Source organism: Neobacillus novalis NBRC 102450 (assembly GCF_001591805.1).
Classification (GTDB): Bacteria; Bacillota; Bacilli; order Bacillales; family Cytobacillaceae; genus Neobacillus; species Neobacillus novalis.
In genome coordinates, this window is the sequence record NZ_BCVP01000054.1 from 1 (window position 1) to 26,226 (window position 26,226).

24 protein-coding genes, 1 pseudogene and 1 riboswitch are annotated in these 26,226 nt (G+C 40.5%); of the genes and pseudogenes, 13 read left to right on the top strand and 12 right to left on the bottom strand.

Annotated features, from left to right (window positions below; translation table 11 throughout):
- Window positions 1–257: 257 nt before the first annotated feature.
- A complete protein-coding gene (locus tag BANVL01_RS24745; protein WP_066082668.1) occupies window positions 258–1,703 on the bottom strand; it encodes a DEAD/DEAH box helicase in 1,446 nt (481 codons plus the stop codon).
- Window positions 1,704–2,169: 466 nt separating this feature from the next.
- Between BANVL01_RS24745 and glpA the strand changes: the two genes are divergently transcribed.
- The 6 genes from glpA to glpK all read left to right on the top strand — a co-directional run bounded on the left by glpA (window position 2,170) and on the right by glpK (window position 9,750).
- Window positions 2,170–3,789: an anaerobic glycerol-3-phosphate dehydrogenase subunit GlpA gene (gene glpA, locus BANVL01_RS24750; protein WP_066148147.1), complete on the top strand. Its 1,620-nt coding sequence runs from the start codon at window positions 2,170–2,172 to the stop codon at window positions 3,787–3,789.
- Window positions 3,782–4,933: an FAD-binding protein gene (locus BANVL01_RS24755; protein WP_066082672.1), complete on the top strand. Its 1,152-nt coding sequence runs from the start codon at window positions 3,782–3,784 to the stop codon at window positions 4,931–4,933. Before glpA ends, BANVL01_RS24755 begins: the two co-directional genes overlap by 8 nt.
- Window positions 4,926–6,143: an anaerobic glycerol-3-phosphate dehydrogenase subunit C gene (locus tag BANVL01_RS24760; RefSeq protein WP_235845747.1), complete on the top strand. Its 1,218-nt coding sequence runs from the start codon at window positions 4,926–4,928 to the stop codon at window positions 6,141–6,143. The genes BANVL01_RS24755 and BANVL01_RS24760 overlap by 8 nt, the downstream gene beginning before the upstream one ends.
- A 167-nt stretch (window positions 6,144–6,310) precedes the next feature.
- On the top strand, window positions 6,311–6,889 hold the full coding sequence (locus BANVL01_RS24765; protein ID WP_066082676.1) for a glycerol-3-phosphate responsive antiterminator: 579 nt from the start codon (window positions 6,311–6,313) through the stop codon (window positions 6,887–6,889).
- 518 nt (window positions 6,890–7,407) lie between these two features.
- On the top strand, window positions 7,408–8,232 hold the full coding sequence (locus BANVL01_RS24770) for an MIP/aquaporin family protein (protein WP_066082678.1): 825 nt from the start codon (window positions 7,408–7,410) through the stop codon (window positions 8,230–8,232).
- Between the two features lie 27 nt (window positions 8,233–8,259).
- Window positions 8,260–9,750 carry a glycerol kinase GlpK gene (gene glpK, locus BANVL01_RS24775; protein WP_066082680.1) on the top strand — a complete coding sequence of 497 codons (1,491 nt, stop codon included), beginning with the start codon at window positions 8,260–8,262 and terminating at the stop codon, window positions 9,748–9,750.
- Between the two features lie 827 nt (window positions 9,751–10,577).
- Here the strand turns inward: glpK and sinI are convergent.
- A complete protein-coding gene (gene sinI / locus BANVL01_RS27030; protein WP_082805137.1) occupies window positions 10,578–10,706 on the bottom strand; it encodes a DNA-binding anti-repressor SinI in 129 nt (42 codons plus the stop codon).
- 101 nt (window positions 10,707–10,807) lie between these two features.
- The gene (locus BANVL01_RS24780; protein ID WP_066082681.1) at window positions 10,808–11,437 is read right to left on the bottom strand and encodes a TetR/AcrR family transcriptional regulator; all 630 of its coding nucleotides are present in this window, start codon (window positions 11,435–11,437) and stop codon (window positions 10,808–10,810) included.
- Between the two features lie 207 nt (window positions 11,438–11,644).
- A riboswitch (PreQ1 riboswitch) is annotated at window positions 11,645–11,691 on the top strand.
- 123 nt (window positions 11,692–11,814) lie between these two features.
- Between BANVL01_RS24780 and queF the strand changes: the two genes are divergently transcribed.
- Complete coding sequence (queF, locus tag BANVL01_RS24785) at window positions 11,815–12,315, top strand: preQ(1) synthase (RefSeq protein WP_024029901.1); 501 nt, start codon at window positions 11,815–11,817, stop codon at window positions 12,313–12,315.
- 16 nt (window positions 12,316–12,331) lie between these two features.
- Window positions 12,332–12,973: a queuosine precursor transporter gene (locus BANVL01_RS24790; RefSeq protein ID WP_066096039.1), complete on the top strand. Its 642-nt coding sequence runs from the start codon at window positions 12,332–12,334 to the stop codon at window positions 12,971–12,973.
- A gap of 75 nt (window positions 12,974–13,048) precedes the next feature.
- On the opposite strand, the gene BANVL01_RS24795 is transcribed toward BANVL01_RS24790, so the two are convergent.
- The 4 genes from BANVL01_RS24795 to BANVL01_RS24810 form a co-directional block, all read right to left on the bottom strand.
- Complete coding sequence (locus BANVL01_RS24795; RefSeq protein ID WP_066082683.1) at window positions 13,049–14,992, bottom strand: FtsX-like permease family protein; 1,944 nt, start codon at window positions 14,990–14,992, stop codon at window positions 13,049–13,051.
- Window positions 14,982–15,743, bottom strand: a complete 762-nt coding sequence (locus BANVL01_RS24800) for an ABC transporter ATP-binding protein (protein ID WP_066082686.1) — start codon at window positions 15,741–15,743, stop codon at window positions 14,982–14,984. Before BANVL01_RS24800 ends, BANVL01_RS24795 begins: the two co-directional genes overlap by 11 nt.
- 100 nt (window positions 15,744–15,843) lie before the next feature.
- Window positions 15,844–16,848: a sensor histidine kinase gene (locus BANVL01_RS24805; protein WP_066082688.1), complete on the bottom strand. Its 1,005-nt coding sequence runs from the start codon at window positions 16,846–16,848 to the stop codon at window positions 15,844–15,846.
- On the bottom strand, window positions 16,841–17,536 hold the full coding sequence (locus BANVL01_RS24810; RefSeq protein ID WP_066082690.1) for a response regulator transcription factor: 696 nt from the start codon (window positions 17,534–17,536) through the stop codon (window positions 16,841–16,843). Before BANVL01_RS24810 ends, BANVL01_RS24805 begins: the two co-directional genes overlap by 8 nt.
- Before the next feature lie 209 nt (window positions 17,537–17,745).
- Between BANVL01_RS24810 and BANVL01_RS24815 the strand changes: the two genes are divergently transcribed.
- The 3 genes from BANVL01_RS24815 (at window position 17,746) to BANVL01_RS24825 (ending at window position 20,468) form a co-directional block, all read left to right on the top strand.
- On the top strand, window positions 17,746–18,666 hold the full coding sequence (locus BANVL01_RS24815; RefSeq protein WP_066082692.1) for an SDR family oxidoreductase: 921 nt from the start codon (window positions 17,746–17,748) through the stop codon (window positions 18,664–18,666).
- A gap of 73 nt (window positions 18,667–18,739) precedes the next feature.
- A complete protein-coding gene (locus BANVL01_RS24820; RefSeq protein WP_066082694.1) occupies window positions 18,740–19,333 on the top strand; it encodes a TetR/AcrR family transcriptional regulator in 594 nt (197 codons plus the stop codon).
- A gap of 169 nt (window positions 19,334–19,502) precedes the next feature.
- On the top strand, window positions 19,503–20,468 hold the full coding sequence (locus tag BANVL01_RS24825; protein ID WP_066096043.1) for a quinone oxidoreductase family protein: 966 nt from the start codon (window positions 19,503–19,505) through the stop codon (window positions 20,466–20,468).
- Between the two features lie 130 nt (window positions 20,469–20,598).
- Here BANVL01_RS24825 and BANVL01_RS24830 read toward each other — a convergent pair whose 3' ends face one another.
- From BANVL01_RS24830 to BANVL01_RS27920, 3 genes are all read right to left on the bottom strand, one after another.
- Window positions 20,599–22,635 carry a Na+/H+ antiporter gene (locus tag BANVL01_RS24830; protein ID WP_066082696.1) on the bottom strand — a complete coding sequence of 679 codons (2,037 nt, stop codon included), beginning with the start codon at window positions 22,633–22,635 and terminating at the stop codon, window positions 20,599–20,601.
- Window positions 22,636–22,965: 330 nt separating this feature from the next.
- Window positions 22,966–23,154: a hypothetical protein gene (locus BANVL01_RS24835; protein WP_066082698.1), complete on the bottom strand. Its 189-nt coding sequence runs from the start codon at window positions 23,152–23,154 to the stop codon at window positions 22,966–22,968.
- 58 nt (window positions 23,155–23,212) lie between these two features.
- Window positions 23,213–23,353 (bottom strand): hypothetical protein, encoded by a 141-nt coding sequence (locus BANVL01_RS27920; RefSeq protein ID WP_235845749.1) that lies wholly within the window; start codon window positions 23,351–23,353, stop codon window positions 23,213–23,215.
- Between the two features lie 84 nt (window positions 23,354–23,437).
- On the opposite strand from BANVL01_RS27920, the gene BANVL01_RS24840 reads away from it, so the two are divergent.
- Together BANVL01_RS24840 and BANVL01_RS24845 are read left to right on the top strand one after the other, a co-directional pair.
- On the top strand, window positions 23,438–24,250 hold the full coding sequence (locus BANVL01_RS24840; RefSeq protein ID WP_066082700.1) for a VOC family protein: 813 nt from the start codon (window positions 23,438–23,440) through the stop codon (window positions 24,248–24,250).
- 329 nt (window positions 24,251–24,579) lie between these two features.
- Window positions 24,580–25,161: a hypothetical protein gene (locus BANVL01_RS24845; RefSeq protein ID WP_066082703.1), complete on the top strand. Its 582-nt coding sequence runs from the start codon at window positions 24,580–24,582 to the stop codon at window positions 25,159–25,161.
- Window positions 25,162–25,237: 76 nt separating this feature from the next.
- On the opposite strand, the gene BANVL01_RS24850 is transcribed toward BANVL01_RS24845, so the two are convergent.
- Together BANVL01_RS24850 and BANVL01_RS28440 are read right to left on the bottom strand one after the other, a co-directional pair.
- Window positions 25,238–25,828, bottom strand: a complete 591-nt coding sequence (locus BANVL01_RS24850; RefSeq protein WP_066082708.1) for a guanylate kinase — start codon at window positions 25,826–25,828, stop codon at window positions 25,238–25,240.
- A gap of 180 nt (window positions 25,829–26,008) precedes the next feature.
- A pseudogene (locus BANVL01_RS28440) lies at window positions 26,009–26,158 on the bottom strand (branched-chain amino acid aminotransferase); the annotation flags it as partial.
- Window positions 26,159–26,226: the final 68 nt, after the last annotated feature.

Below are 26,226 nucleotides of genomic sequence, written 5' to 3' on the forward strand. Positions count from 1 at the left end.
ACAAAAATAGGAACTTAAGTTCCTAATTACCAAAATAAATCCCTTCTGTATAGACAGAAGGGATTTATTTTAATTATATCAGAAGTTATTTTCACTTTTTTACTTTTCCATAAACCGATATCTTTTTAACAACTGGCACTAAAAATGTCAATGGAAATCTAGTATCATGGTGTAGTAGATATCCATTGACATTTTTGGGGAAAGGAACAAAACGAGGACGATTATGCCAGCCATAATCGTCCTCATTGCAGCTTTCATTATTTAATCGCTTTACTCACTTTCAGCTTTTTCCCTTTAATGGTTGTATTCTCCATCGCTTGTAAGACGAGTGATCCCTTGCCATTAAGAATATCAACATAGGACATTTGATCCTGGATGGTTATTATTCCGATATCCTCTGCTGTTACTCCTGGAATCTTTGCGATTGTTCCAACAAAATCAACCGCGCGAATCTTCTTCTTTTTCCCTCCGCTGAAATGGAGTTTCATGATATCTTGGTTAATCCGCGCCGTTTTATTATTTTTCACCACGCGCCTGCCGCCGATTTTTTCCAAGAAAGCATCCTTCCCACTAGTAACTTCCCGTTGACTAGGAGCTTCTGTTTTAGGAATTTCAAAGCCAATGTACCTTTCAATCGCCCGAACGAATTTTCCTTCATAAGGAGTCGCAAACGTAATTGCTTTTCCTTTGTTGCCGGCACGGCCGGTTCGTCCTGTGCGGTGGACATAGCTCTCTTTTTCCATTGGAACGTCATAATTAATGACGAGGGTGACATTATCAATATCAATTCCACGTGCCGCTACATCGGTGGCGACCAGATAACGGAAATTCCCCAATTTGAACCCATCCATCACGGCAAACCGATCTTGTTGATCTAAGCCTCCATGAAGTCGTTCACAAGAATAGTTGGCTGCTTCCAATTCGGCATACACAGTTTCGACGTGTTCCTTCGTGCGGCAAAAGATCAGACAGCTGTCGGGGTTTTCAACGACGGTTACATCTTTTAGAAGTGGCAGCTTTTCTTCATCTTTCACTTCGATTAAAAGATGTTCAATCGTTTCCGTCGTGATTCCGGTCGAGGCAATCTCGATATTAACAGGGTCTTTCATATACTTATGGCAGAGATTTTCAACATCTTTCGGTAAGGTGGCTGAAAAAACCATCGTTACTCTGTTTGTAGGAAGCTCGTTAATTATCGATTCCACCTCGTCAATGAAACCCATATTCAGCATTTCATCGGCTTCATCGATGATAAGATATTTTACTTCATCTAATACAAGGGTTTCTCTTTCGATATGATCCATAACACGTCCAGGTGTCCCGACGACAACATGCGTTTTTTGCTGCAATTCATCTCTTTGCTTCGAAAAAGGCTCTTTTCCATAAACGGCCATTGCTTTAATCCGTTTAAACCTGCCTATATTGGTGATATCGTCGCGAACTTGAACAGCAAGTTCCCTAGTTGGCGTAAGAATAAGCGCCTGTGGATTTCTTTCTTCCCATTCTACCAATTCACAAATAGGGATGCCAAAGGATGCCGTCTTTCCGCTGCCTGTTTGTGATTTTACCACTAGATCGTGATTTTCCAGTGCTAATGGCAGGACTTCACGCTGAACCTCTGTGGGAGTATCGTATTTTAACACCTTAATGGCTCTGTTTATTTCATCGCTTAGATTATAAGCTGCAAAACTTTGTTCACTCATGTATTTACCTCATTTTTTTTGTATTATCCGACTCATTTATAGGATTTCTCTTAAAAAATTATCATATGCAGAAGCTGAATAGGATTTATTATACAGGAGAATCAAGTGCAACGGCGCATTTTAAAAAAAGAAGTACATGATATTTATTATACCCAGCATAGGGACAACTACAACTAACAAATCCAGTTCGAATAGGAATTTCTCCCAATTAAAAAAGTTGTATGACAATGTTCATAATTTTGCCATGCTAATAACCTGCGCAAACGAATATATTTGATATTCTTAAAGAGAAAATATAATAGCTGGCTTGGAGATTTGGAGAAGGCCATAAAAACAAATGGGAATGTAGATTAGGATTCCTGTATGTTTTTATGGCCTTTTTGCATGGAAAAGGAGCAGGACGGAGCGATGCTCTGCAAAAATGAAACACATTATCCAATCTGAGTGGGATTAGGAGGGAATAGCTTTGGGACAAATAATAGAAACAGACGTAGTGGTAATCGGTGGGGGAATGACGGGAGCGGGGGTGCTTCGCGATTTAGCCCTACGAGGAATTAAAGCGATTTTAGTAGAGCAGCAGGACTTGGGACATGGAACTTCCACACGGAATCATGGTTTACTCCATTCCGGAGCACGATACGCTGTCCGTGATGAAGAAGCGGCTATTGAAAGTTATCGTGAAAACCTAATCTTGAAAAAAACGGTTCCTGGTTCTATCGAACAAACAGGTGGTTTTTTCGTAAAAGTACCTGAAGACGATGACAGCTATATTCAAAAATGGCTTTCAGCTTGTGCAAAGGTGGGAATACCTGTCGAAGAAATTCCTGTTACTCTGGCATTACAGCAAGAACCATTTTTAAATAAAGATGCTCAAGTAGTGTACCGGGTGCCGGATGGTGCTGTCGATTGCTTTACGATGGTGGTCGATGTGGTGGCGGATGCTGTCAACCATGGGGCAAAAGCTTTGACGTATCATGAGGTTGTCGATGTTATAACGGAGCAAAACCGGGTAACAGGTGTACGTGTGCGTGATGGTTTTACCGGGGAGGAAAAGGTCATTCTGGCGGAGCTTGTGGTCAATGCATCAGGTCCATGGGGGGCGAAAATCGCTGAGCTGGCTGGCATTCCATTAAGAATGATTAATAATAAAGGGATGCTTGCAATATTTAATCATCGCATTAATAAGCAGGTCATTAACCGCTTGCGTATGCCGGGAGACGCAGACATCTTTGTTCCTGCCCATAATGTGACGATTTTCGGTACAACCGGTATAAATGTCGAAGATCCGAATGATTTTTCCCTACACCGTCAAGAGCTTGAGGGAATGTTAGCAGAAGGGAAAAAGCTCATTCCTTCGATTAATGAATTACGTTTGATCCGCGCTTTTAGCGGGAGCCGTCCGCTTTACCAAGAATCTACAGTATCAGATGCAAGCGGCAGAAATGTTACCCGCGGGATTGCCTTATTAGATCATCTTAAACGGGACGGGCTAGACGGATTAGTAACGATTACAGGCGGGAAGTTAACCACCTTCCGTTACATGGCGGAAAGGACCGTTGACTTGGTTGGTGAAAAGCTAGGAATTAAGGCTGCCTGTACAACGGATCAGGAAAGGGTCCCGCATCGTAAGGCAGAGGAGTTTTTCAAAGATGTGGACATGGCCCCGGCAGCAAGGCATAAATTGAGCCATTGGGCTGGAACAAAGGCAGCGGAAATCGAATTATCGTTAAAAGAGAAGGCTGCAAACTTTGTTGTTTGCGAGTGTGAGCAGGTAACGTGGGCAGAAATTGAATCGGTCATTCCTGCGGAAGGCCGCTTTCATCTTGGGGATATTCGCCGGAGGACACGCTTAGGAATGGGTCCTTGTCAAGGCACCTTTTGCAATCACCGTGCCGCAGCACTTGCTGTTGAAAAGGGAAAGGCGACATCGGATGAAGCGGAACGGTCCCTTCACCATGCCGTTTTTGAACGGAAAAAAGGGATGGATGTGGTTGCAACAGGTGAAACAGCCAAGCAAATGCAGTTAATGGATACGATTTATCGGGTTTCTTTGGGATTCAGAGAGGGGGATTATCAACATGTATGATGTAGTAGTTATCGGTCAAGGTCTATCGGGGATGCTTTCGGCTATTTGGGCAAAAGAACATGGATACCGCACGGCGTTAGTTGCCACTGGATCAGGAAAAATTATGCAATCAACAGGTGTGCTGGATCTGATTCCCGGAGCTGATGGCGGATTGAAAGAGTGGTCAGAGTTATATCAATTGGCTGCGATTGAACAATCACAACTGACAGGAGCAATGGAACAATTTAAAATTTTAACGAAAAGATTAGGCTATCCGTACAAGGGGGATATTGAACATCTTGTCCCGATTGTTATGGGCTCAGGCCATATTAAAGAGACCGCACTGTATCCTGAAACAATATCGCCAATCAAAGAACATGGTCAGGTTGTTATTGTTGGATTCGATGAAGTGATTGACTTTCAACCAGCATATATCAAGGGGAATTTACAAAAAGCCCGACCGCAGCTTTCGATTGCTACCATTGAAATAAGTCTAGGAAAACAGTCGCAGCGAACGATGACACAGTTAGATGCGGCAAGGCTTTTGGATAAAAAGGAGAATCTGGACTACTGTATCAAACAAATAAAGCAGCAAATGACGGTAAGGGAAATCAGTCAGCCAGACCTATTTATTTTTCCAGCCTCTCTTGGGGTTGAAAACTGGAAATACACCCTGGAGCAGTTTACAAAGGAACTGGGGGCAATCGTGACAGAAGCTCCGGGAATGCCACCCAATACAACCGCCATCCGCCTCCATGAGAGATTGAAAAAAGAAGCAGTAAAATTAGGGGTTAGATTTTATGTCGATACCACTGTTGTGGGCTGTAAAATGGACAGGGCAGGAATCGAGTCGTTGACAATCAAAACGTCGAACCATACGACAGATATAAGCGGGAAACAATTTATTCTTGCTACCGGAGGAATTCTAGGCGGCGGATTGGAAGTAACATCTGACGGGGTAAAGGAAACGGCGCTTGAGCTTGATGCAGATGAAAATGGAAATATAATTCATTGCCCTGAAAACCTTTATCCAGTGGGAGCTTCCAGGGGATTTAGTGTCACGCATAATGGAATTACAGGAGGCGTTTACTCCGTTTTGTCCAGTCATGAAATGGTGGATAAGCTTCACCAACAAGCTATTATTGGAGGGATTCGCAGTGCTTGAGTTAAAACTAGATGAACTTACATTTGACAAGTGTCTGAAGTGCAATGCCTGTGTATCCAGCTGTCCTGTTGCAAATACGACATTGGAATTTGGCGGTCCGAAGCATTTAGGACCCGAGTTAAAAAGACTCATGAATAATCAGGGGATCATCGATGATAAACGAATTGAATTTTGCACTTTATGTGGCAGCTGCGACATGTCTTGCCCCGAAAATGTCCATGTGACCACATTGACGGCCTTTGCAAAAGCGATTCATTCAGATAAGTCAGGGACTAAATTTCGCGATTTCGTATTAAGTAACGCTGAATGGGTTGGTAAACTAGCTTCTGCGTTTGCTCCTGTTACCAATTTTGCAATGGGAATGAAGCCGGTCCGAAAAGTGATGGAGATTGTCATGGATATTCCTGCTGAGCGGCAATTCCCAAAATATCGCTTTCATAACTTTAACCGAGTTTACAAAAAGAAAACAGCCAGCACAGAACGGAAAGTAGCGTATTTTGCTGGCTGTTATGCCACCTTTAATGCCCCTGAAGTAGCCATGAGCTTCATCAAAGTGATGGAGCATAATGGAATTGAGGTCGTAAAGCCTGACCAAAAATGCTGCGGCGTTCCCATGTTTGCCAACGGGCAAATGAAACAAGGGCTAAAAAATGCTAACCACAATATTACTAGTTTTTTAGAATATACCCGCCAAGGATACGATGTGGTCCTAACCTGCACAAGCTGTACGCTCGCGTTTAAAAAAGAATATGTATCCTTTCTTAACACAGAGGAGGCAAAGGAGCTTGCAAGCCATGTCTACGATGCCGATGAATATTTACGCTTATTAAAGGAAAGCGGCGAATTGAACATGAATTTTGCGCCAATGAAGGTCAGAGCAGGCTACTATGCTCCGTGTCATATGAAGGCGCAAGGAATCGGAAATCCTGCGATGGATATTTTAGAACTTATTCCTGGGTATGAAATACAAGACGTGGGTGCAGGCTGTTGCGGGCAATGCGGTACGTTTGGATTTAAAACGGAAAAATACGATGTTTCAATGGCAATTGGCCGCCCGATGGCCGAGGCAGTGAAAGAAGTCGATGCAGATTACACGGTAACGGAATGTGGCATGTGTAAAAATCAGCTTGATCAGCTGACGGATAAAACGGTCAAGCACCCAATGCAAATAGTAGCGGAATCCTATGAACGTGCAAAAGTATTGAGTTAATCCCAAGACGCCTATTTAAGTTGGCAGCTTACGATTTTTAAGAGATTAATAGGATTTCACAGTTTTGACATTTCTTAACTTAGTATTTCTAATAATGGCTGTATGGAAACAATAAAATATTATAAAATTAAGATAAGGAATCTGGAAACGAAAGGAGGACAATCGGGATGAGCTTTTTTGGACAAAAGGTGCTGCCAGCCATTCGAAAAATAGAAGATGTTGAAAAAATGATGACGAGCAATTATGAATATATGGTGATATTGGATTTGCATGTTTCCAGACTGAAACCCATTTTTCAAATGGCTCAGGCCAACCATAAAAAGTTGATCATCCATATGGATTTAGTTCATGGGTTAAAAAGTGATGAATACTCAACTGAATATATTTGTCAGGAATATAAACCATTTGGACTGATTTCAACTAAAGGGAGCGTTATTCTAAAAGCAAGGCAAAAAGGGGTAAAATCGATTCAGCGGCTGTTTCTATTAGATACCAGCTCAATCGAAAAGAGCTTTGCATTGATTGAACGGACACAGCCGGATTATATTGAAGTACTGCCAGGAATTATGCCAAAAATCATTAAAGATATTCGGAATCGGACGAAAAGAGAAGTATTTGCTGGAGGCTTAATCGATACCATTGAAGAGGTAGAACAAGCTTATGAAGCGGGTGCGGTTACGATTACAACCTCTAATAAAGAATTATGGAAGTATTATCATCCTGAGAAGAAACATACCGAAATCTAGCATTTTTCATGTCCTCAAAATATAAAGAAATAAAACTGTATTTAACGTAAAGGCATTCCTTCATGATTCTCTTGGTGAATGTCTTTTTTATTTGTGGAAAAGGGGCGGAGCGCCGCATAAATACGTCAGTCCATTCCTGTCTAAAGTTAGTTAAATAAATTTGCCGTTTTATATTTGTGAGGTTTAGCTCTGCTCACACCGCCTTTATTATGTTGGTGTACTACTCATATTAGGCTGATTCCCATGTCTGGTTTACGTATTGAGATTCATGATAGTTTTTGGGAGTAATATCGAACTATCGTTCATTATTAATTAATGTGGAGAATTTGTGAACTCGATTGACAGCGTTTTCATGGTACCATTATACTAGTAATTAAGTTGATAATATGTGAAGAAGAGCTGAGAGACTCACGGAAAAACCCAATTATTTTTGGGTAATTTCTATGGGTCTCTTTTTCTTTTTTTACGATTATTTACAACACGGTTTACAAGCTTTTTAAAAAAAGAGGAGGTTTATTATGACAGCATTTTGGGGTGAATTAATTGGTACGGCAATTTTAATTACGTTAGGTGCAGGCGTATGTGCGGGTGTAAACCTAAAGAAGACGCTCTCTAACAGCAGTGGATGGGTAATTATTACCTTTGGCTGGGGGCTGGCAGTAGCAGTTGCTGCTTACTCAGTAGGTAAATTTAGCGGTGCCCATCTTAATCCGGCATTAACCGTTGCCTTGGCATTTACCGGGGACCTGCCTTGGAAAGAGGTTCCAACCTATATCATCGGCCAAGTTTTAGGTGCTATGATAGGGGCAACCGTTGTTTATTTCCACTACCTGCCACATTGGAGAGTAACAGATGATCCAGGAGCAAAATTAGGTACATTTGCAACAGGTCCTGCTATTCCATACACAATGGCAAACTTAATTAGTGAAATGATTGGTACTTTTGTTCTTGTTTTAGGTATTCTAGCAATAGGTGCAAATAAATTTACAGATGGCTTAAATCCACTGATCGTTGGTTTTCTGATTGTTAGTATCGGGATGAGCTTAGGGGGAACGACAGGATATGCGATCAATCCTGCACGTGACTTTGGGCCAAGATTAGCACATGCACTGCTTCCGATTCCGGGAAAAGGAAGTTCTAACTGGGGATATGCTTGGATTCCAGTTGTAGGACCAATGCTTGGAGGAAGCCTCGGCGGCTTATTCTATAAGACAGCATTTTTAGGGAAGACAGATATAAATCTTTGGTTTGTAATAGGAGCGATTGTGATCATTCTTGCAGCAGCATTCTTTATGGGCAAGAAACCTCAGGAAATGACAATTGTCAAAAAGGTTAGTGCATAGTCTAAATTAAAGGGAGAGATTACTTTGATGGAAAAATATATCTTATCATTAGATCAAGGAACAACAAGCTCACGTGCAATTCTTTTTAATAAAAAGGGAGAAATTGTTCACGTCGCACAGCAAGAATTCAAGCAATATTTTCCGAAGCCAGGCTGGGTGGAGCACAATGCCAATGAAATTTGGGGTTCCATTCTCGCAGTCATTGCTTCTTGTTTAGCTGAGGCTAATGTAAAGCCAGAACAAGTGGCAGGAATTGGGATAACTAACCAACGAGAAACAGCCGTTGTGTGGGATAAAGAAACAGGACAGCCGGTTTATCATGCGATTGTATGGCAATCCCGCCAGACGGCAGAGATTTGTGAAGAATTAAAAGCACAAGGTCATGACCAATTATTTAGGGATAAAACAGGGCTGTTAATCGATGCTTATTTTTCCGGAACAAAAGTGAAATGGATTTTAGACAATGTAGAAGGTGCAAGAGAAAAGGCAGACCGTGGAGAATTGCTATTCGGAACGATTGATACCTGGCTCATTTGGAAGCTTTCAGGCGGAAGAGCCCATGTAACGGATTACTCGAACGCCTCGAGGACATTGATGTACAATATTCACGACCTTAAGTGGGATGAAGAATTATTAGAGATTCTAACTGTTCCTGCATCCATGCTTCCAGATGTACGCCAATCTTCCGAAGTTTACGCTGAAACGGTTGATTATCATTTCTTTGGCTGCAATGTCCCAATTGCAGGGGTAGCGGGTGACCAACAAGCAGCGTTATTTGGCCAAGCCTGCTATGAAAAAGGGATGGCGAAAAATACGTATGGAACTGGCTGCTTTATGTTGATGAATACCGGTGAAAAAGCAGTGAAATCTGAAAATGGCTTATTAACAACGATTGCTTGGGGGATTGACGGAAAGGTAGAATACGCCTTAGAAGGAAGTATCTTTGTTGCCGGGTCTGCCATCCAATGGCTTCGTGACGGGCTTCGCATGTTTAATAACGCCGCAGAGAGTGAGAAATATGCTGCAAGTGTAGCATCAACAGAAGGTGTATATGTCGTTCCCGCCTTTGTTGGTCTGGGAACACCATATTGGGATAGTGATGTCCGCGGTTCGGTCTTTGGCTTAACTCGCGGGACAACGAAAGAACATTTCGTCCGCGCAACCTTAGAATCGCTTGCCTACCAAACGAAAGATGTATTGACTTCAATGGAAGCCGATTCCGGTATCTCGCTGAAAGCACTGCGTGTGGATGGCGGCGCAGTTGCCAATAACTTCTTAATGCAATTCCAAAGCAATGTGTTAGATGTTCCTGTAGAACGTCCAGAAATTAAAGAAACGACCGCATTGGGAGCTGCATATTTAGCAGGTCTAGCAGTAGGTTACTGGGAAAGCCAAGAAGAAATTGCAACTCAGTGGAATATGGACAAAGCATTTACACCAGACATGGCTGAAGCAGAAAGAGAAACACTCTACACAGGCTGGAAAAAAGCTGTGAATGCTGCAAGGGCATTTAAATAGGTTATCAGCACCATGTGAATTTTTCTAACGGGTTCCGTTTTCGGGTGCTTTGTTATTAAGAGACACAAGAATTGACGTATGAATCGGCATACGTCTTTTTCTCTATTTATCAAGGTTTCTACGAAATTCTATTAACTTTGACATAGCAGTTGACCTCATTATTATAATGGACAATAAGTATTGTACAATTAAAAAAAAGGTCAAGACTTCTGTCATTTGCAGTGCCGTATTGAGTACCAATTTTATTGATTTTTATAAGCTAGGCGATAAAAAGCTGCTGATTCTCGCATCTAGGCTAAAGAGGTTCCGCACTTATCGGGTGGGGGATCAGGTTAGGCACCCAATCTGATAAATAGACGGATAAATTCCGCTTAATGAGTAATTATTATAAAAAAAGGCTTAAATAGACGGAGAGATTCCGTCTATTGACTCGAAAAATTTGAAAATGGGGGATTTTGCTTGGCATAATCGGAAAATCTCCTCTTATTTCCCCCGAAACGAGCTCCAATCTGCATTTAACCGGAAAATCTCCGTTTATTTTACTTTTGCTGGTTACTCGATTAAGGACAAGATATTTATTTAAAAGGGAGTGAGTTTTATCTCAGTAATCCATGAGAACCTCATTTTGATGCATTACGGTGAACTGTATCTAATTGAGGTTTTATTTAAATAAGGTTATTGTATTCCTAATAAAGAAACTCTCTCAATTACTATGGCGAATATTATACCAATAACGATGCAATACTACTGTCATTTCGGCACGTATTTTAAGAAAAAGCACCTCAAACCTGAACCTTTTAGAACTTTTCACATGGTGCCTGACACCCTTATTCTTGTTGCTGTTTCAGGAACTCTTTGACTTCAGCTGAAGTTAATCCGATTTGTTTTGCCAGTAACATTAGATTAATCCATTCCTCATCAAGCTTCTCTACCCGTTCATCTAGCTTGGAATCCACCCATTATCATCCCCTAGTTACAAAAAAATCTTATGAAGAAATGTATGTAAAACCGTGATAGTTTTTAAATTTAACAAAGCTATTGATCTAGCAGTAACCGTTTAGTCTGAAATGCTGAAAGGATATGAGCTGCTGCTTTGATGTGTAATCATCCCGTGTAACAAAAGAGTGACAATTTCAGTTGCTAGTATCTCTGGTGTCTTGTGTCCAGGCAGTAATTTTGTAATCGTAAGACGCTCGATGATTCCCACTAAGCTTTCCGCAACAATACTCATATCCAGACGGGAGCAGAAATAACCTTGCTGTTGTTCAAAAATCAAATTATCTTTTATCTGGTCGGTTAAATTATTTTTGATATCTTCTGCATCATCGGCAAGATAGAATCCGATCCGTGTCAAGTCAGGCTCTTCGACAAAGAAACATAATATGGCAGCTAGTCCATTAGTAATTCGATTGGCAAGGGTGGAAGAATCAATTCCAGGTTCAAGTCGACTTCGCTTAGTAAGTTCAAACAGTTCTAAACGAAACAAATCGACCAATTCCCCAAATAGTGCTTCTTTACTATCAAAGTATAAATAAAAGGCAGGCTGGCTTAAGTTTGCCTCTTTCACAATACTGCTAACTTTTGTTTCATAAAAACCTTTATCGGCAAACTCTTTAGCTGCGATTGAAAGCAATAAAGCTCGGCTCTCTTCTCCAGAAGCTCCTTTTTTTCTCCCTCTTTGACCCATTGCCCCCCAGCTCCTGACGACTAGAAAATATATTACTTAAGAGTATTATATTTTGGGAAATCCTTCTAGTCAACTATAATACTCTGAATCTTTAGTAATATTAGACTATGCCTTCAAGACTACCCCTCCGCTACTAAGTGGCTTTTTTTCATTGACGTTTTAAATGCTGTTCTTTATGATAGTAGAGAAGAGAATACCCGTACCTGAACGGGAGAGGTTCATAGCTGATACCCTCTATAAAAAACTATGGATACATGACTTGTTGCCATGTCCATATCGGACATGGCTTTTATGTTTTTATCCCTAAAGTTTGCATAGAATGTTCAGAAGAAACTCTCTTGGTTTAGTGTGGGGACACATTATTAGGGGGTTTTTTTATGTCTGGCCGCAGCCACGAAGAAGGATTAAAGGATTTAACACTATTAGGGAATCAAGGTACCACCTATTCCTTTGATTATGCACCTGAGGTATTGGAGGCAGTCGATAATCTGCATCCGGAACGTGATTATTTCGTAAAATTTAATTGCCCGGAGTTTACCAGCCTTTGCCCGCTGACCCGTCAGCCGGATTTTGCAACGATGTATATTTCTTATGTTCCGAATCAAAAAATTGTCGAGAGCAAATCATTGAAATTATATCTTTTCAGCTTTCGGAATCATGGTGATTTCCATGAAGATTGTGTCAATATCATCATGAATGACTTAATTCAGTTACTTGATCCGCGCTATATTGAGGTTTGGGGGAAGTTTACACCACGTGGGGGAATCTCCATTGATCCATGGTGCAACTATGGGAAACCTGGCACCAAGTACGAGGAGATGGCCAATTTCCGGTTGATGAACCATGACCTCTATCCAGAAAAAGTCGATAATCGATAAGGGAAGGAATCAAGACATGATATTTTACTTGAATGGAATTTTTGTAGGACTGTTAATTTTGGCCAACATTGTTGCTGTAAAGCTTTTTAGCATTGGTAATTTTGCTATATTGCCAGCCGCTGTCATTATTTATATCTTTACGTATCCACTTATTGATGTAATCGTTGAGGTTTATGGAAAAAAAGAAGCGCGGAGAACGGTTCAGACCGGGCTGATTATGCAAATCCTTGCGCTTATCTTTATTACGATAACGATTCATCTGCCAGCTGCACCTGTATTTAAAGAACAATCGGCATTCGAAACGATATTAAATGGCAGTTTTCGTGTAATAATTGCCAGTTTAATTTCCTATGCAGTGAGTCAAAACTTGGATGTGTTTGTGTTCAATAAATTAAAAAGCGCCCATGGACAAAAAAAGCTTTGGTTACGCAATAACGCCTCAACCATGCTGAGCCAATTGATTGATACTACCATTTTTATATCCATTGCCTTCTATGGAACAATGCCAATAGCTGTCCTAGGAAGCCTAATCCTGACTCAATACATTTTTAAATTCTTTGCAGCGATCCTAACCACACCGCTAGTTTACCTGCTTGTCCATTTCATACGGAGAAAGGAATCACAGGAGCGGGTACACACATTACAAAAAGAAGTTTAAGGATATGGAATATATTAGATGAAGGTGTCAGGCACCATGTGAAAAAATCACATAGTGCCTGACACCCTTATAATTTTACAGTGCTTCATTTATCACCTTTTTGTAATAAAGAACAGAAAGGATGCCGAAGATCGAATACAATCCGGTATAGATGACCATGACGATAATCATCGGTGTCCACACCTCTGTTCCAAATAAAAACCAGCCTGATTGAACGGCGAAATAGCTGTGGAGAAGGCCCACAATTAATGGAATCCCGAAATTAAACAACTGTTTTGCCTGAATTCCCTTTAGCAGATCGGCTTGAGTAAAACCTAGTTTTCTCAGGATTGTATAATTTGGTTTCTCCTCTTCCCCCTCACCCATTTGTTTAAAATAAAGAATACATCCGGATGTGATTAGAAAGGTTAATCCTAAAAAGCCTACGATAAACATGATGAGGCCCATCACATTTTTCTGCGAATTGCTGATATCCAGGCGAGACGAACTTAAACTGTCACCGCTGCCCCTCAGCTCTTTAAAAAGATCATTTGCCTTTTCGAGATTGGCTTCATCTTTTAACGTAATTCCGATAAACAGCGAAGATTCTTTTTGAATCTTTGGATTAACATCCTTCTTTAAGCCCTCGAATACTGTTTCATCGACAACGGCAATCGGCTGCCCGCCGTTTGTAAAATAACCGGAAATGACGAAATTCTTTTTTAAGCCTAAGTAGTGGAGCGGAACTATTTCGTTTTGCCCTTTCAATTCGATAGGCCCAGAATCCTTAAGACCCATGAATTTCTGCAGCAAATCACTATAACCAGTAAAAATAGTTTCTCCCTTAGACACATCGATATTTTTCACCGCTTTATCACTAATAACCGGCATCGTCATAGCCTTTGGATCGACGTATAATCCTTCAAGGCTTCCCAAGATCTCCTTAAGATTCGCATCCACCTGGATGACGTCAATCTTTTTTTCAGTAAATTCGATATTATTCACACTTAGAGCCTTACTAAATTTCCCAGCTTCTTCTGATTTTACGAAGGAAAAATCGCCGGCGACTTGATTCTCAGCCATTTTTTCTGCTGAATAGTAGGAGATATAACTTAACGACAATAACCCAATCGCAAGCGCTGATACGGTCGTAATAATCGTTAATAACAAGGCATTTGATTTCATCCGAAACATGATCGAGGACAGTGATAGCACTTGATTAATAGTTAAATATCCGTCCTTCTTTTTCCGAATGAGATTAAAGATAAAGCTGACCGATCCTTTATAAAAAAGATAGGTGCCGATAATAACCGATCCGAGAATAAATATCATCGCTCCAAATAGTCCAGTTACCGTGGTAAAATTGCCGCTTAACAATTTCGTCGAAACATAGTAGCCGGAAATGATCAGAACCACACCAATGATCCCGATAATGATTTCGAAGATTGACATCTTTTTTACTTTTCCTTCGGTTGCTGAAACCACTCTAAATAATGATAGGATACTTTGTCTTTTAATAAACACATAGTTCATCAGCATGATCAACAGGTAGATAACACAAAACACCACAACAGTTTGAATGAGCGCTTGGGAAGAAAAATGGAGGGAAGCAATCGCATCCACACCGCTGACTTTAAACAGAATCATCAGAATTAATCTTGAAATAGAAAATCCAATAAAACTCCCGATGACTAACGAACCAAAATAAAGGATAAAATTCTCAGCAGTAAGGATGCTGAAGATCCTGATTTTGGTCATCCCGATTAATTGAAATAGCCCAATTTCCTTGCTGCGGCGTTTAATAAAGATATTATTGGCATATAACAGAAAAATTGAGACAATCGCGACAAGTAAAACGGAAGCTGCTCGAATTGCTGCGGCACCTTTCATCGTGTCTTTTGTATCATTCATTGCCGGGTCATATTGCAGGGTGACAAAGGCGAAATAAAGGGCAACACTAAAGATCAGCGCAAACACATAGAGATAATAATTTTTTAAATTCTTTTTCAAATTACGAAAAATGAGTTGATTAACGCTCATTTGGGACACCGCCTAATACACCTTGCGTTTTCATGATGTCTTTAAAGAACGTCTGTCTGGATTGTTCGCCCTTATTTAATTGCGTGTAAATCTGTCCATCTTTGATGAAAATGACTCTGCTGCTGAAGCTTGCCGCCGTAGAGTCATGCGTCACCATCACAATGGTTGCTTTGCGGTTCTGATTCATTTCGCTTAATTTGTTAAGTAAATCAGAAGCTGATTTTGAATCAAGGGCACCGGTTGGCTCGTCAGCAAAGATTATGCTTGGTTCATGAATAAACGCCCTTGCAGCAGAAGTACGCTGTTTTTGACCGCCGGAAATTTCATTCGGATATTTATCCTTGATGTCTAAAATACCTAGTTCCGCTGCCACCGCATGAAACATTTCATTCGCTGCTCTTTTTGAAATTTTTGAAATCGATAACGGCAAGAGGATATTTTCTTTGACTGTTAAGGTATCGAGTAAGTTATAATCTTGAAAAATAAATCCTAAATGATGCTTGCGGAATTCAGCCAGCTGACGCTCCTTCATCGCAGTCATTTCTTTTCCTTCAATCTTGATGGTTCCGCCGCTCACTTTATCAATGGAGGAAAGAACATTGAGCAACGTTGTCTTCCCTGATCCTGAGGCACCCATGATGCTGACAAATTCCCCTTTTTCAACGTTAATATCAATCCCCTTTAACACTTCTTGCTTATTAAATTTATTGCCGTAGCTTTTATGAATTTTATTGGCTTCTAATATCTTCATACCAACACGCTCCCTTAATTCGATATCTTTATTATAAATAGCCAGATGAATCCAATCCTTCGATTGAGCGAACAAATCAGAAAAGCATGTGACATTGTTGTCACATGCCTGCAATATTGACGAATTCATTACGTTTTGGAAAGGTTAACGTAAACGTCGTTCCTTCTTCAAGTTTTGAGTAGACATCGATATGGATTAATAGCGGCTTGGCGATTCGCTGCGTTAAATATAACCCCATCCCTGTTGCGGCATGATCGTGATGAGACGTTGTCGAGGTAAAGCCCTTCTCAAATATACGCGGCAAGTCCTTAGAATCGATGCCGCGCCCATAATCTTTTACTTCAAGGACTGTACGACCATCTTGTTGATAGCTTTTAATGATGATGTCTGATGATTCACTGTATTTTACTGCATTTGTCAGCAGCTGCCTGATGATAAAGGCAAGCCACTTGGCATCCGTAAGCACGGTTGCTGCCTCTAGTTCAACCTCAAAACCAATCCCTTTTTGCATACACCACAATTGTAATGTTTTAATTTCTTTAAAAACTAAATCCTTTAGATTTGTTTCTTCAATATATAAGTCATTTTCCATAAAGGGGATTCGCTTTTGGTGAAGCTGCGTATCAAGAAGGAGGTGAATTCGTAACCATTCATGGGTTAATTGGGCGCGCATCCGTTCATCGTCTAAGCGGTCAATCATTAAATGCATCGCTGTTAACGGTGTCTTGACTTCATGAATCCAGGCTAAGAGGTCATCCTTCTCCTGTTCAAGCATCAGCAGATTTTCCGAAGCCTCTTTTTTAAGCAGCTCGGTTTGGTTGATAATCCGTTGTTCAATTATTTTTTCAAACGGGCTTTCAGGAGCCGCTATAGTGGTTAAATCAAGATTGTTCTCCCATTGCGCTATACTTTTGTAGAATTTTGTTTCCTTATGATAGCGGAAAGACAAAAAGATACAAAAAACAAGCGTTGAAAGCAGGAAAATGTAGAAGAATGGCATCAAGGGAAGCGCCGTATCTAGGTAAGCTATAAAAAGAATAAGTGCCTGAATAAATAAGAATAGAAAAATCCAGCTGAGCCTTTCGATTAAATATTTCTTAATCATAGCCAACTGCCTCTTCAATTGCGATGTAACCCTGCCCGACCTTTGTTTCAATAAAACGTCCCAAACCAAGCTCGTCCAATCTTTTTCGCAGTCGATTGACATTGACCGTTAAGGTATTATCACTAACAAAGCGTTCATCATCCCATAGGCTTTTAATTAAGTCTTCGCGGCTGACAATCTTATTTTTTTGCTCAATGAGCTTTTTTAAGATAAACGTTTCATTTTTTGTAAGTTCAACTGTTCCAGCAGCATGACTGACGGTATTTTTTTCATAATCTACTGTTGCCCCGCACCATGTTTTAAGGGTGATTTGCTCGGTATTGTAATTATAAACACGGCGGAGCGTCGCTTGTATTTTCGCAATCAGCACATCAAAATGAAACGGCTTTTGTATAAAATCGTCAGCACCAAGCTGCATCGACATCACCATGTCTGTCGGATGGTCACGTGAGGATAGAAAGAGAATCGGAATGTTCGAATGGGAGCGGATCATCCGGCACCAGTGAAAGCCATCAAATTTCGGCAATTGAATATCAATTACGACTAAATCTGGTTTTATTGCCGTAAATTCCTCCATGATCTTGTTAAAATCAGTAATCCCATACACATCATAAGACCAACCGATTAACCGATCCTTTATTTCATTAAATAATGTTACATCATCTTCAATTAACAACAGTTTAAACAAGGGAATCACCACACTTTTTTACGTCATATTAATTAATTGTATAATATATCCTGTTTATGTGCTATAGAGGTGATCTCTGTAAAAAAATGTGTCGAACCAAATTAAACAATAAATAAAAAAATTTGTTGTCATTTTTTATCAATTCCTCATATAATATTAATGAATGAATGGTTCATTCTAAAATATTGTGAAAAGGGGAGTTTTAAACCATGAAAAAGTTGATAACAGCCTCTAAGTGGGATTTAAGTGGAAAATATGTGATTATCACAGGAGCAACCAGCGGGATTGGGCTTGCTGCGGCTAAGGAAATTGCTGCTCTCGGGGCAAACATAGGAATCGTCGCTCGTAATGAAGGGAAAGCAAATGAGATTGCGAAGCAAATGAAAGAATCATCAGATGGGGGCGGAACTGTGGATGTATTTTTAGCAGACATGGCTTCCCAGCAATCAATCCACCGGGTGGCTGCCGAAATATTAGAAAGGTGCCCTAGAATTGATGTCCTTGCTAATAATGCCGGTGCGCTATTTGAGAACCATCAATTGACCGACGACGGACTTGAAATGACGTGGGCTGTCAATCATGTTGGACCATTTCTGCTTACTATGCTTCTTCTTAACCGCTTGAAGGAAAGTGCCCCGTCCCGGATCATTACTACCGCATCCCACGGTCATAAGATGGCGAAGAAGGGAATCGACTTTAACGACATGGAGGCTGAACAGCTTTACAAACCGCTAAAGAAGCTAATGGGTGGCCCGACCTTAAGGTATGGGCAGTCAAAGCTGGCGAACATTTTGTTTACCGCGGAACTAGGAAAAAGGCTTGAAGGGACTGGTGTTACGTCCTATTGCTTTGACCCTGGGCTGGTGGCAACAAATTTCAGTCAAAATAACGGAAGATTAGCACGGGCAACGATGGCGGTAATGAAGTTGTTTTCACGGAGTCCTGAACAGGGAGCGGAAACACTCGTGTGGCTGGCCGAGACTGACGAAATCAGCAATCAAACCGGGCAATACTATATCGACAAAAAAGCAGAACTCCCGTCTGAACCAGCCCGAGATAGGCAAGCGGCAAATCTGCTCTGGATGGTTAGTAAACAACAAACGCAGCTTACAGATACGGTCGATTTGTAGCTCATTGTCGTGAGTAGTTTAAAAATATGATATACTCCTTAATGATATCCAGATAATGGAGGATGTAAATGAAATGGCACCATCAAATGAACAGAAGCTTGAACAAATTCACCAGCAACGAATTAATCAGATTAAAAAGGCGGCCATAAAAGTATTTGCTCATCGGGGAATTGTCGGAACGAAAATGAGTATGATTGCTGCTGAGGCAGGAATCAGTCAGGGCCTATCCTATCGATACTTTAAATCAAAAGAAGAGCTATTTATTACCCTCATTCAAGAGGCGATGGAAGAGGCAAATGCTGCTTTTCAACATGTCCAACAGCTGCCGGGCACACCGTTGGAACAAATTAGAACGCTTACCCAAAATATCCTTGATGAAAGTAATAAATATCCCTTCTTGCTGATTCAGCATGCTAGTGTTTCGGATGAGGTTCCTGCGAAGGCGAAGCAAATAATTGAACACTTTTCAGCTAAAGCTTCGATTGAACAACTAATTCCACTTTTTATCAAAGGTCAGATACTGGGTGAATTTTGCGAAGGTGACCCATATAAGCTATTGTTCTGCTACATGTCCGTAATTACCGGTCTTATGCTACAAGATAAACAAACTGATGGGAAAAATTGGAGCGAAGATGTTGATATCTTAATGAAAATTTTAACGAAGTGAAAAGTTGTTGGGTTTAGTTGCAGCTAAAAATTTTGGCGCACAGTGATTTAATCGTAATCAAAATCGGAATATACAACCCTATTTTAGAGGTTGTGATTTGCGTTTCCTAGCCCAATTTTATTTAATAAAAGTGTGGCAAAAAATTATTAGTAAGGAAGAGGTCATTCAATTGAAAGCACTAGTGTTTAATGCATTCGGAGGCCCGGAAGTGTTGGAATATCTTGATATAGCGGATCCGGTTATCGGGCCCGATGAAATACTGGTAAGGATGAAAGCAATTGGCTTGAATTTTGCGGATATATATAGAAGGAAAGGGAACTATCATCTGGCAGGTAAGCCGCCCTATATTTTGGGATATGAAGGAGCGGGAATCGTCGAAAAGACAGGAGCAAATGTCCAAGAAATTAGCGTTGGTGACCGGATTGCATTTGCCGATGTCCCATATGCGAATACAGAGCTAGTGGCAGTTCCTTTTGAAAAAGCCATCCCTGTACCAGCTGAAACCACCTTTACGGAGGCTGCATCTGTATTGCTGCAAGGGCTGACGGCGCAATATTTAACGAAGGATAGTTATCTGGTGAAAAAGGACGATCGTGTATTAGTTCATGCGGCGGCCGGCGGTGTCGGACAACTTCTTATTCAAATAGTAAAGCTGCTAGGAGGCAAGGTAATTGGTTTAACTTCCTCTAAGGAAAAAGCAGCCGCGGCCAAGGAAGCTGGAGCGGAACAGGTTTTCTTGTATAAGGATAACTGGGTGCAAAAAGTGCTTCAAGAAACGAATGGAAATGGGGTCGATATCGTCTATGATTCAGTAGGAGCAACACTTCAAGACAGTTTTGCAGCAACACGCATCGGTGGAACGGTTGTATTTTTTGGAATGGCAGGGGGAGATCCTATTCCGGTCGACCCAAGAATGTTAATGGACACATCAAAAACGCTTACTGGCGGGGACCTCTGGAATGTTCTTACATCACGTCAAGAACGGGTAACCCGGGCAACCGAGTTGTTCAGCTGGATGGAAGCAGGAAAAGTAAGGATATCCGAGCCAACGATATTTGCTTTGCGAGATGGCCAGGAAGCACACCGTTTTCTAGAAAGCCGCAAGAGCACCGGGAAGATTCTATTAGTTCCTTAAAGGGAAATGAAAGGGCGAACAGTGACTGGCACTGTTCGCCCTTTTCGTTTAGTAACATTTTAGGAAAAAATCCAATTACCAATATACCCCATGTAGGTTTGTCAGAAAAAGGGTTGGATTTACCATCCGTTTAATGCGAATGCACACTAGCTTCTTCCATCCAATACGCTTCTCTGATATTAATCTGCTTACGAATTTTGCGGATGATATCAATTGTAATTACACCTTCTTCGAACAAGTTCTGGACTTCATTTCGTTCTGCTTGGAAAGCTTTAACACGAAGTTCCCGTTGTATTTGTGTGTAATGAATCTGATCGACGCCTTTTTTCGCAAGCTTAAATTTCATGATCATTTCATTATATTCTCCGATTATGACCAAATAGATATGTTCATTTTCAGGCGTTATTTGTTCCTTCAAATATTGGATGGCCGCCTTCGCCATGTTAACTTTTAGTTGAATGAGCTTTTTCGATTTTTCCTTACGAATTTGAAGCCGTTTCTCGTCTTGCCGCATAAAAAGCTGGAACAACATATACAGACTTCTTTTAATCAATGACCATAAGAACAATCTCCGATATTGCATCCGATTTGTTACGGCGAGCCTCATACGCTGGATATGTTCATCTGTTACATACATCGTTTCACGGTCAATACGCCCTGTCTTTTTCAAGTTTTCAACGTATTGGGCTTCCGCTTCAAGGGCCTTCATACGAATCTCCGTTTCCACTAATTTCAACTGGTCAGAGTATTCGTCGCTTGCATGGATAAGACGATTTCGAATTTGGTTGTATGTCGCGATGACCGACACGGCGGCTCCATGATTATCATCATTCATCAGTTCTCGGATTGCCTTAATAGCAGCATCAGCGGTCCGGATCAATGCAGCCCGTTCCATTTCCTCTTTCAACTCTTCCGTATTTCCTTTTTCTGACCGTGCAAGAATTGGCAAGAAAATGCTCGCAACAATCAGCGTGACCAAGATAACCCCTGCAGCAATAAAGATAATTAACGCACGGTCAGGAAATGGACTTCCATCGGCAAGTACGAATGGAATCGTGAAGGCACCGGCTAGTGTGACAGCCCCTCTGACACCAGAAATCGTAATGATGCCAATGTTTTTTATCGAAGGCTTCTCGAGCTGCTTCTTAAGCTGCCATCCCCACCACCATGCTGTACAAATCCATACGAAGCGAAGGAATAATAATGCGGCGGTAATAATGATAATATATTTGCTCACTTCCCAATTATTAAACAGCGGATTTTTAAAAATTTCATTTGTAACACTAGGTACCTGCAATCCTAGCAGCACAAACACTAACCCATTTAATATGTAGATGAGTACAGTCCATGTACTTTGGGAAACGACTTGAAGCTGCATGGCAGGGGATTGATCACGATCCCGATAGATCGCATGGACAATTCCTGCTGAGACAACCGATAAAATACCGGAAAGGTGAAAATGCTCAATAATATAAAAGATGACGAAAGGCGTGAGGATCTGGATGAGCATGTGGATCGTTACATCTTCCATGCCCAGCCGTCGAATAAAAATTTTCAATCGAATAATAAGGATGGCAAGAATGGCACCACCAGCCAAGCCGCCAATGGCTATAACTAAAAAGCTCCAGCTTGCTTCTGCTAATGAAAAAAAGCCTGTCACGGTAGCGGCTACAGCAAATTTAAACGCAACCAAACCAGAGGCATCGTTCATCAGCCCTTCCCCTTCAAGAATATGCATAATCGTTTTTGGGATCTTTACCCTGCTTGAAATGGCTCCTACGGCAACGACATCCGTCGGAGAAAGAATGGCGGCTAATGCAAAAGCTGCCGGTAATGGAATGGACGGTATAAGCCAATGAATTAAGTATCCAATTGCGAATACGGTGACAAACACAAGTCCAAGCGCAAGAAATAAAATCGGTTTACGTAATTTCCATAACGCCTGCCGTGAAACATTTTTTCCATCATGAAATAGTAACGGGGCAATAAAAAGGACGAAGAACAATTCCGGATCCATCGGGATATGAATACCTAACGGGAGTGATGCAAGCAAAACTCCGAGTGCAATTTGTATAAGCGGTACGGGTATGTACGGAAAAAAATGGTTGATAAAACTAGACAACCCGATGATTGCGAGCAGTAGTAGTATGAGTAGAAAAAATTCCATGGCGTGTCTCCTCTAATCTATGTAGTGTGAAATAACCGGTTGTGGGGGGAGTATAGAATTCCTGTAGCGGATTTCTCATTATAGGAAGCATCACCATTTTTGAACCAAGTGATGAACCATATTATTTGCAATAAGAGAAATTTTAACATAAAGCCAGGGAGGAGTAAAAAATTGAAGGAAGAAATGTAGACCTTCTTGAGTGGTTATCTTAGTTGTATCAATAGCTGTAACCTCAGACAAATAGTGACTGGCACTGTTCGCCTGAGGTTACTATGTGTAAAAGCGAAACAAAGTATTAATGGTAGAAACATGATTGAACAGAAACTGAAATTATGATTCAATAACGAGTTGCTTTTCTTTTTCCACTTCCATTGCCGATACAATATAGGCAAACCCATTCAATAAAAAGTAAATGACATTGGATTGCACCCGTTCGTTTTCCCCTAAATAAGTATTGATAATAATTGTGAAAGAATATAAAACAACAAAAAATAAAGCGATTTTATTAAAAATTATCATTCGATAACAACCCCCTTATAAGAATTCTTATCTTTATCATATTTGCGTTAAGCTGGTATTATGCTAGCGGTGATTTATAAGCTGTTTTGGATTTCTCCAAAAGTCCTACCTGGATAAGCCCGTTTAGAATCCCATCGGAAGAAGAGGATGTAGTGATGACATCTGCGGCAGCCTTTGCGATGGGAACTGCATTTCCCATCGCAATTCAGGCACTCAAAAAGGGATTTTGGTATAATAATGAAATAATGGATATTAGTAAACAAGATTGAGAAAGGAGAAAAACATGCAATTTTCCTTTGACCACCTAGTATGTTTTTTGAAGAAACCAGAGGATGCCATTCCCTTGTTAAAAGAAAGGGGAATCCATGCTGCGTTCGGAGGGCGGCATGAATCTTGGGGAACCTATAATGCGCTGTCTTACTTTGGTTTAAGCTATATTGAGTTTTTGGGAATTGAAAATCAATTAATAGCTGCAAAACAAGAGGAGAACAGGCTGATTACTCAAATCGTGGAGCAGCTTTCCAAACGGGATCGGGAAGGTCCTGCTAGGATTGCTATTCGTACAGATGGTATAGAACAATTGGCATTAAAGCTTAAAGCAGAAGGATACACAGTTTATGGTCCACTCCCGGGCGAACGTGTTCGAGCAGATGGGCAGGTAATCAGATGGTCGCTGCTTTTTCCCGAAAACGGGGATAACGAGCTAACTCTGCCATTCTTTATTCAATGGGAAAAGCTGGATGAGCAAAGGATTTTAGATTTAGAGGAGCAAGGGTTAATAGACTCCCACAGAACTGGAAATCCAAAGTTCGAAAGTGTCGGATTTGTTGTCCATAACTTGGAGGAAGCAATCATAAAGTGGGGGAATTTATTCAACCTTAAACAGAGTGAGGAATTTGTCGATTTAACCATCAATGCGCGATGTAGAAAACTAGAATTACACGGCGTGACGCTGGTGTTCTGTACACCGATAGGAGAGGGACTCGCTGCGAAGATTCTAAAAGAAAAAGGAGAAACTCCCTTTTTAATTAACCTCAGAGGAACAGGCCAAAACCACCTTTTTGAAATGCTGAATGGCCTTTGGAGATTTCAATAAGTCATATTTATGGGTGTCAGGCACCAATTTCCTAATAGTGGGAATTGGTGCCTGACACCTTTTTACTTAATAATGGCAATGGTAATGGTTTTGATTACGATTTTGATTACGACTAATTTCAGATACAAGAAACAGGGATTTGGTTTGAAAACCAAATCCCTGTTTCTGTCATTATTTATTATGGAACGCTTAAACGGTATAAGATTATAGCGTCGTAACGCATAGCCCCCATTTTTATATTAAAATTTATGAAATCTTAAGAAGATTTTAATATGTTTAGGCTATACTATTGATAGAATTTTAAGTCAAAATGTCAGGGGATTTTAGGAATGAACTCAGAGCAAAATACACGTAAAAAAACTCGCCTTTTAGCCAGCTATATTCCTAATCCAAAAGAACGAAGGACCATCCTTACATGTTTCATCCTCATGATTTGTTTATTTTTCATTGGGATTGTAGTCATTTCGCTAAATCATCAGCAGCTAATGATGCAAGAATACAAACACTATAAAGGATTCCTAAAACAATTTGGATCGATTTCAAGAATAATTTATTTTGCTGTATTAGCCATATATCCTGTTTTTCTGTTATTAAAATGGAAAGGTCTGAAGACAATCCAATGGGGAGGTTTTCAGTTAAAAGGGTTCATCCAGTTAATCGGTAAGTTGGTCAGAAAATGGCATGTGCCCCTTGCGCTCGCAGCTACTGGAATTGTATTGCTACACGGGTATTTGGCCATCATGAGAGGGTTTAAATGGGACTTTACGAATATAACGGGAATTTTATCTACAATACTGCTACTATTTCTCCTTTTTATGGGACTAAAGCGATTCAAGAAAAAAGATAATAAATGGCATTTGAAGCTTGCTATTGGGTTTCTAGTTTTATTCATGATTCACGCAACTTTTTAAGAATTTATGGTGCCTGACACCCGATGCGTTAACACATTAATGCAGTGGGGGTCAGGCACCTTTTATTCATTTTTCCTTAATAATCAGTTACGGTCAGATTTCTGTCCAAAAAGGTTTCAATTAATTCGCTAATTTGATAGGCGGCTTGTGGGGAATCAAAATTTTCAAATACATGTTCACAGCTGTTTTTATAGCTCATTATCTCGTCATAATGGGACATATGCCGTTCAATAACTTCCACACTATCTTGGCGGTCCTGGTGTCTTTGAATAATCGTATCACGATCGGAATAAATAAACATACGGACGACGCTATCTCCATACATCTTTTTCAACTTTTCAGTACCTTCGGGATTTAAAGTTAAATAGACGAGGTCATGATTTTGAAATGCTTTAACGATATCTTGTTCGCGAATTCCATAACGAATTCCATCGATATCGACTGTCTCAATAAATTCCTGTTGCGCTTGCATTTGTTTGAAAGTTTCTTCATTAACAAAGTGATAGTCTTCGCCATTTTTTTCATAATGCCGGGGAGAGCGAGTAGTGTAAGAGAGAACGGTTTCCATATCGAATGCGGTAGCGACCATTTTAGCGATGGTTTTTCTTCCTGAGCCATCAGGACCGGTGTAAACGAAAATTTTTTCTTTTCCTTTGATTTGATACATAGGGAGCCTCCTTTTTTGATAAAAACAAGAACTGGCCCGAATCAGTGGGGACTTTGACTTGAAGTGGGGTGGGTTACTATTATTATATCAAAACGTCGTCACTAAGTGGAAGGTGAATTGTGAAATCACTTGCCCGCCATGTCCGGTTAAAAAAGAAATGGCAGGTGTCAGGCACCTTTTATTTAGCGTTAATGGTGTATAAGGAATAATCCGCGGATCATGCCAACCGTTTTCGACATGATAATCCATCGCAAACATGTAATCGCTATAATACTTCCCAAAACAAAGTGAAACGGTATCAGGTTTTTCCTTTAATACGTCTCTTTGAATAAGGCTCTGTTATAACTGAATGTTGATTTCACTGTGTTTGAAAAATAAACGGTAAAATTCCGTTTAAA

Coding starts and splice junctions, on each gene's coding strand:
- BANVL01_RS24745 (WP_066082668.1), bottom strand. CDS start 1,703: ATGAGTGAACAAAGTTTTGCAGCTTATAATCTAAGCGATGAAATAAAC.
- BANVL01_RS24755 (WP_066082672.1), top strand. CDS start 3,782: ATGTATGATGTAGTAGTTATCGGTCAAGGTCTATCGGGGATGCTTTCG.
- BANVL01_RS24765 (WP_066082676.1), top strand. CDS start 6,311: ATGAGCTTTTTTGGACAAAAGGTGCTGCCAGCCATTCGAAAAATAGAA.
- BANVL01_RS24770 (WP_066082678.1), top strand. CDS start 7,408: ATGACAGCATTTTGGGGTGAATTAATTGGTACGGCAATTTTAATTACG.
- glpK (WP_066082680.1), top strand. CDS start 8,260: ATGGAAAAATATATCTTATCATTAGATCAAGGAACAACAAGCTCACGT.
- BANVL01_RS24780 (WP_066082681.1), bottom strand. CDS start 11,437: ATGGGTCAAAGAGGGAGAAAAAAAGGAGCTTCTGGAGAAGAGAGCCGA.
- queF (WP_024029901.1), top strand. CDS start 11,815: ATGTCTGGCCGCAGCCACGAAGAAGGATTAAAGGATTTAACACTATTA.
- BANVL01_RS24790 (WP_066096039.1), top strand. CDS start 12,332: ATGATATTTTACTTGAATGGAATTTTTGTAGGACTGTTAATTTTGGCC.
- BANVL01_RS24795 (WP_066082683.1), bottom strand. CDS start 14,992: ATGAGCGTTAATCAACTCATTTTTCGTAATTTGAAAAAGAATTTAAAA.
- BANVL01_RS24800 (WP_066082686.1), bottom strand. CDS start 15,743: ATGAAGATATTAGAAGCCAATAAAATTCATAAAAGCTACGGCAATAAA.
- BANVL01_RS24805 (WP_066082688.1), bottom strand. CDS start 16,848: ATGATTAAGAAATATTTAATCGAAAGGCTCAGCTGGATTTTTCTATTC.
- BANVL01_RS24815 (WP_066082692.1), top strand. CDS start 17,746: ATGAAAAAGTTGATAACAGCCTCTAAGTGGGATTTAAGTGGAAAATAT.
- BANVL01_RS24820 (WP_066082694.1), top strand. CDS start 18,740: ATGGCACCATCAAATGAACAGAAGCTTGAACAAATTCACCAGCAACGA.
- BANVL01_RS24830 (WP_066082696.1), bottom strand. CDS start 22,635: ATGGAATTTTTTCTACTCATACTACTACTGCTCGCAATCATCGGGTTG.
- BANVL01_RS24835 (WP_066082698.1), bottom strand. CDS start 23,154: ATGATAATTTTTAATAAAATCGCTTTATTTTTTGTTGTTTTATATTCT.
- BANVL01_RS27920 (WP_235845749.1), bottom strand. CDS start 23,353: ATGGGAAATGCAGTTCCCATCGCAAAGGCTGCCGCAGATGTCATCACT.
- BANVL01_RS24840 (WP_066082700.1), top strand. CDS start 23,438: ATGCAATTTTCCTTTGACCACCTAGTATGTTTTTTGAAGAAACCAGAG.
- BANVL01_RS24845 (WP_066082703.1), top strand. CDS start 24,580: ATGAACTCAGAGCAAAATACACGTAAAAAAACTCGCCTTTTAGCCAGC.
- BANVL01_RS24850 (WP_066082708.1), bottom strand. CDS start 25,828: ATGTATCAAATCAAAGGAAAAGAAAAAATTTTCGTTTACACCGGTCCT.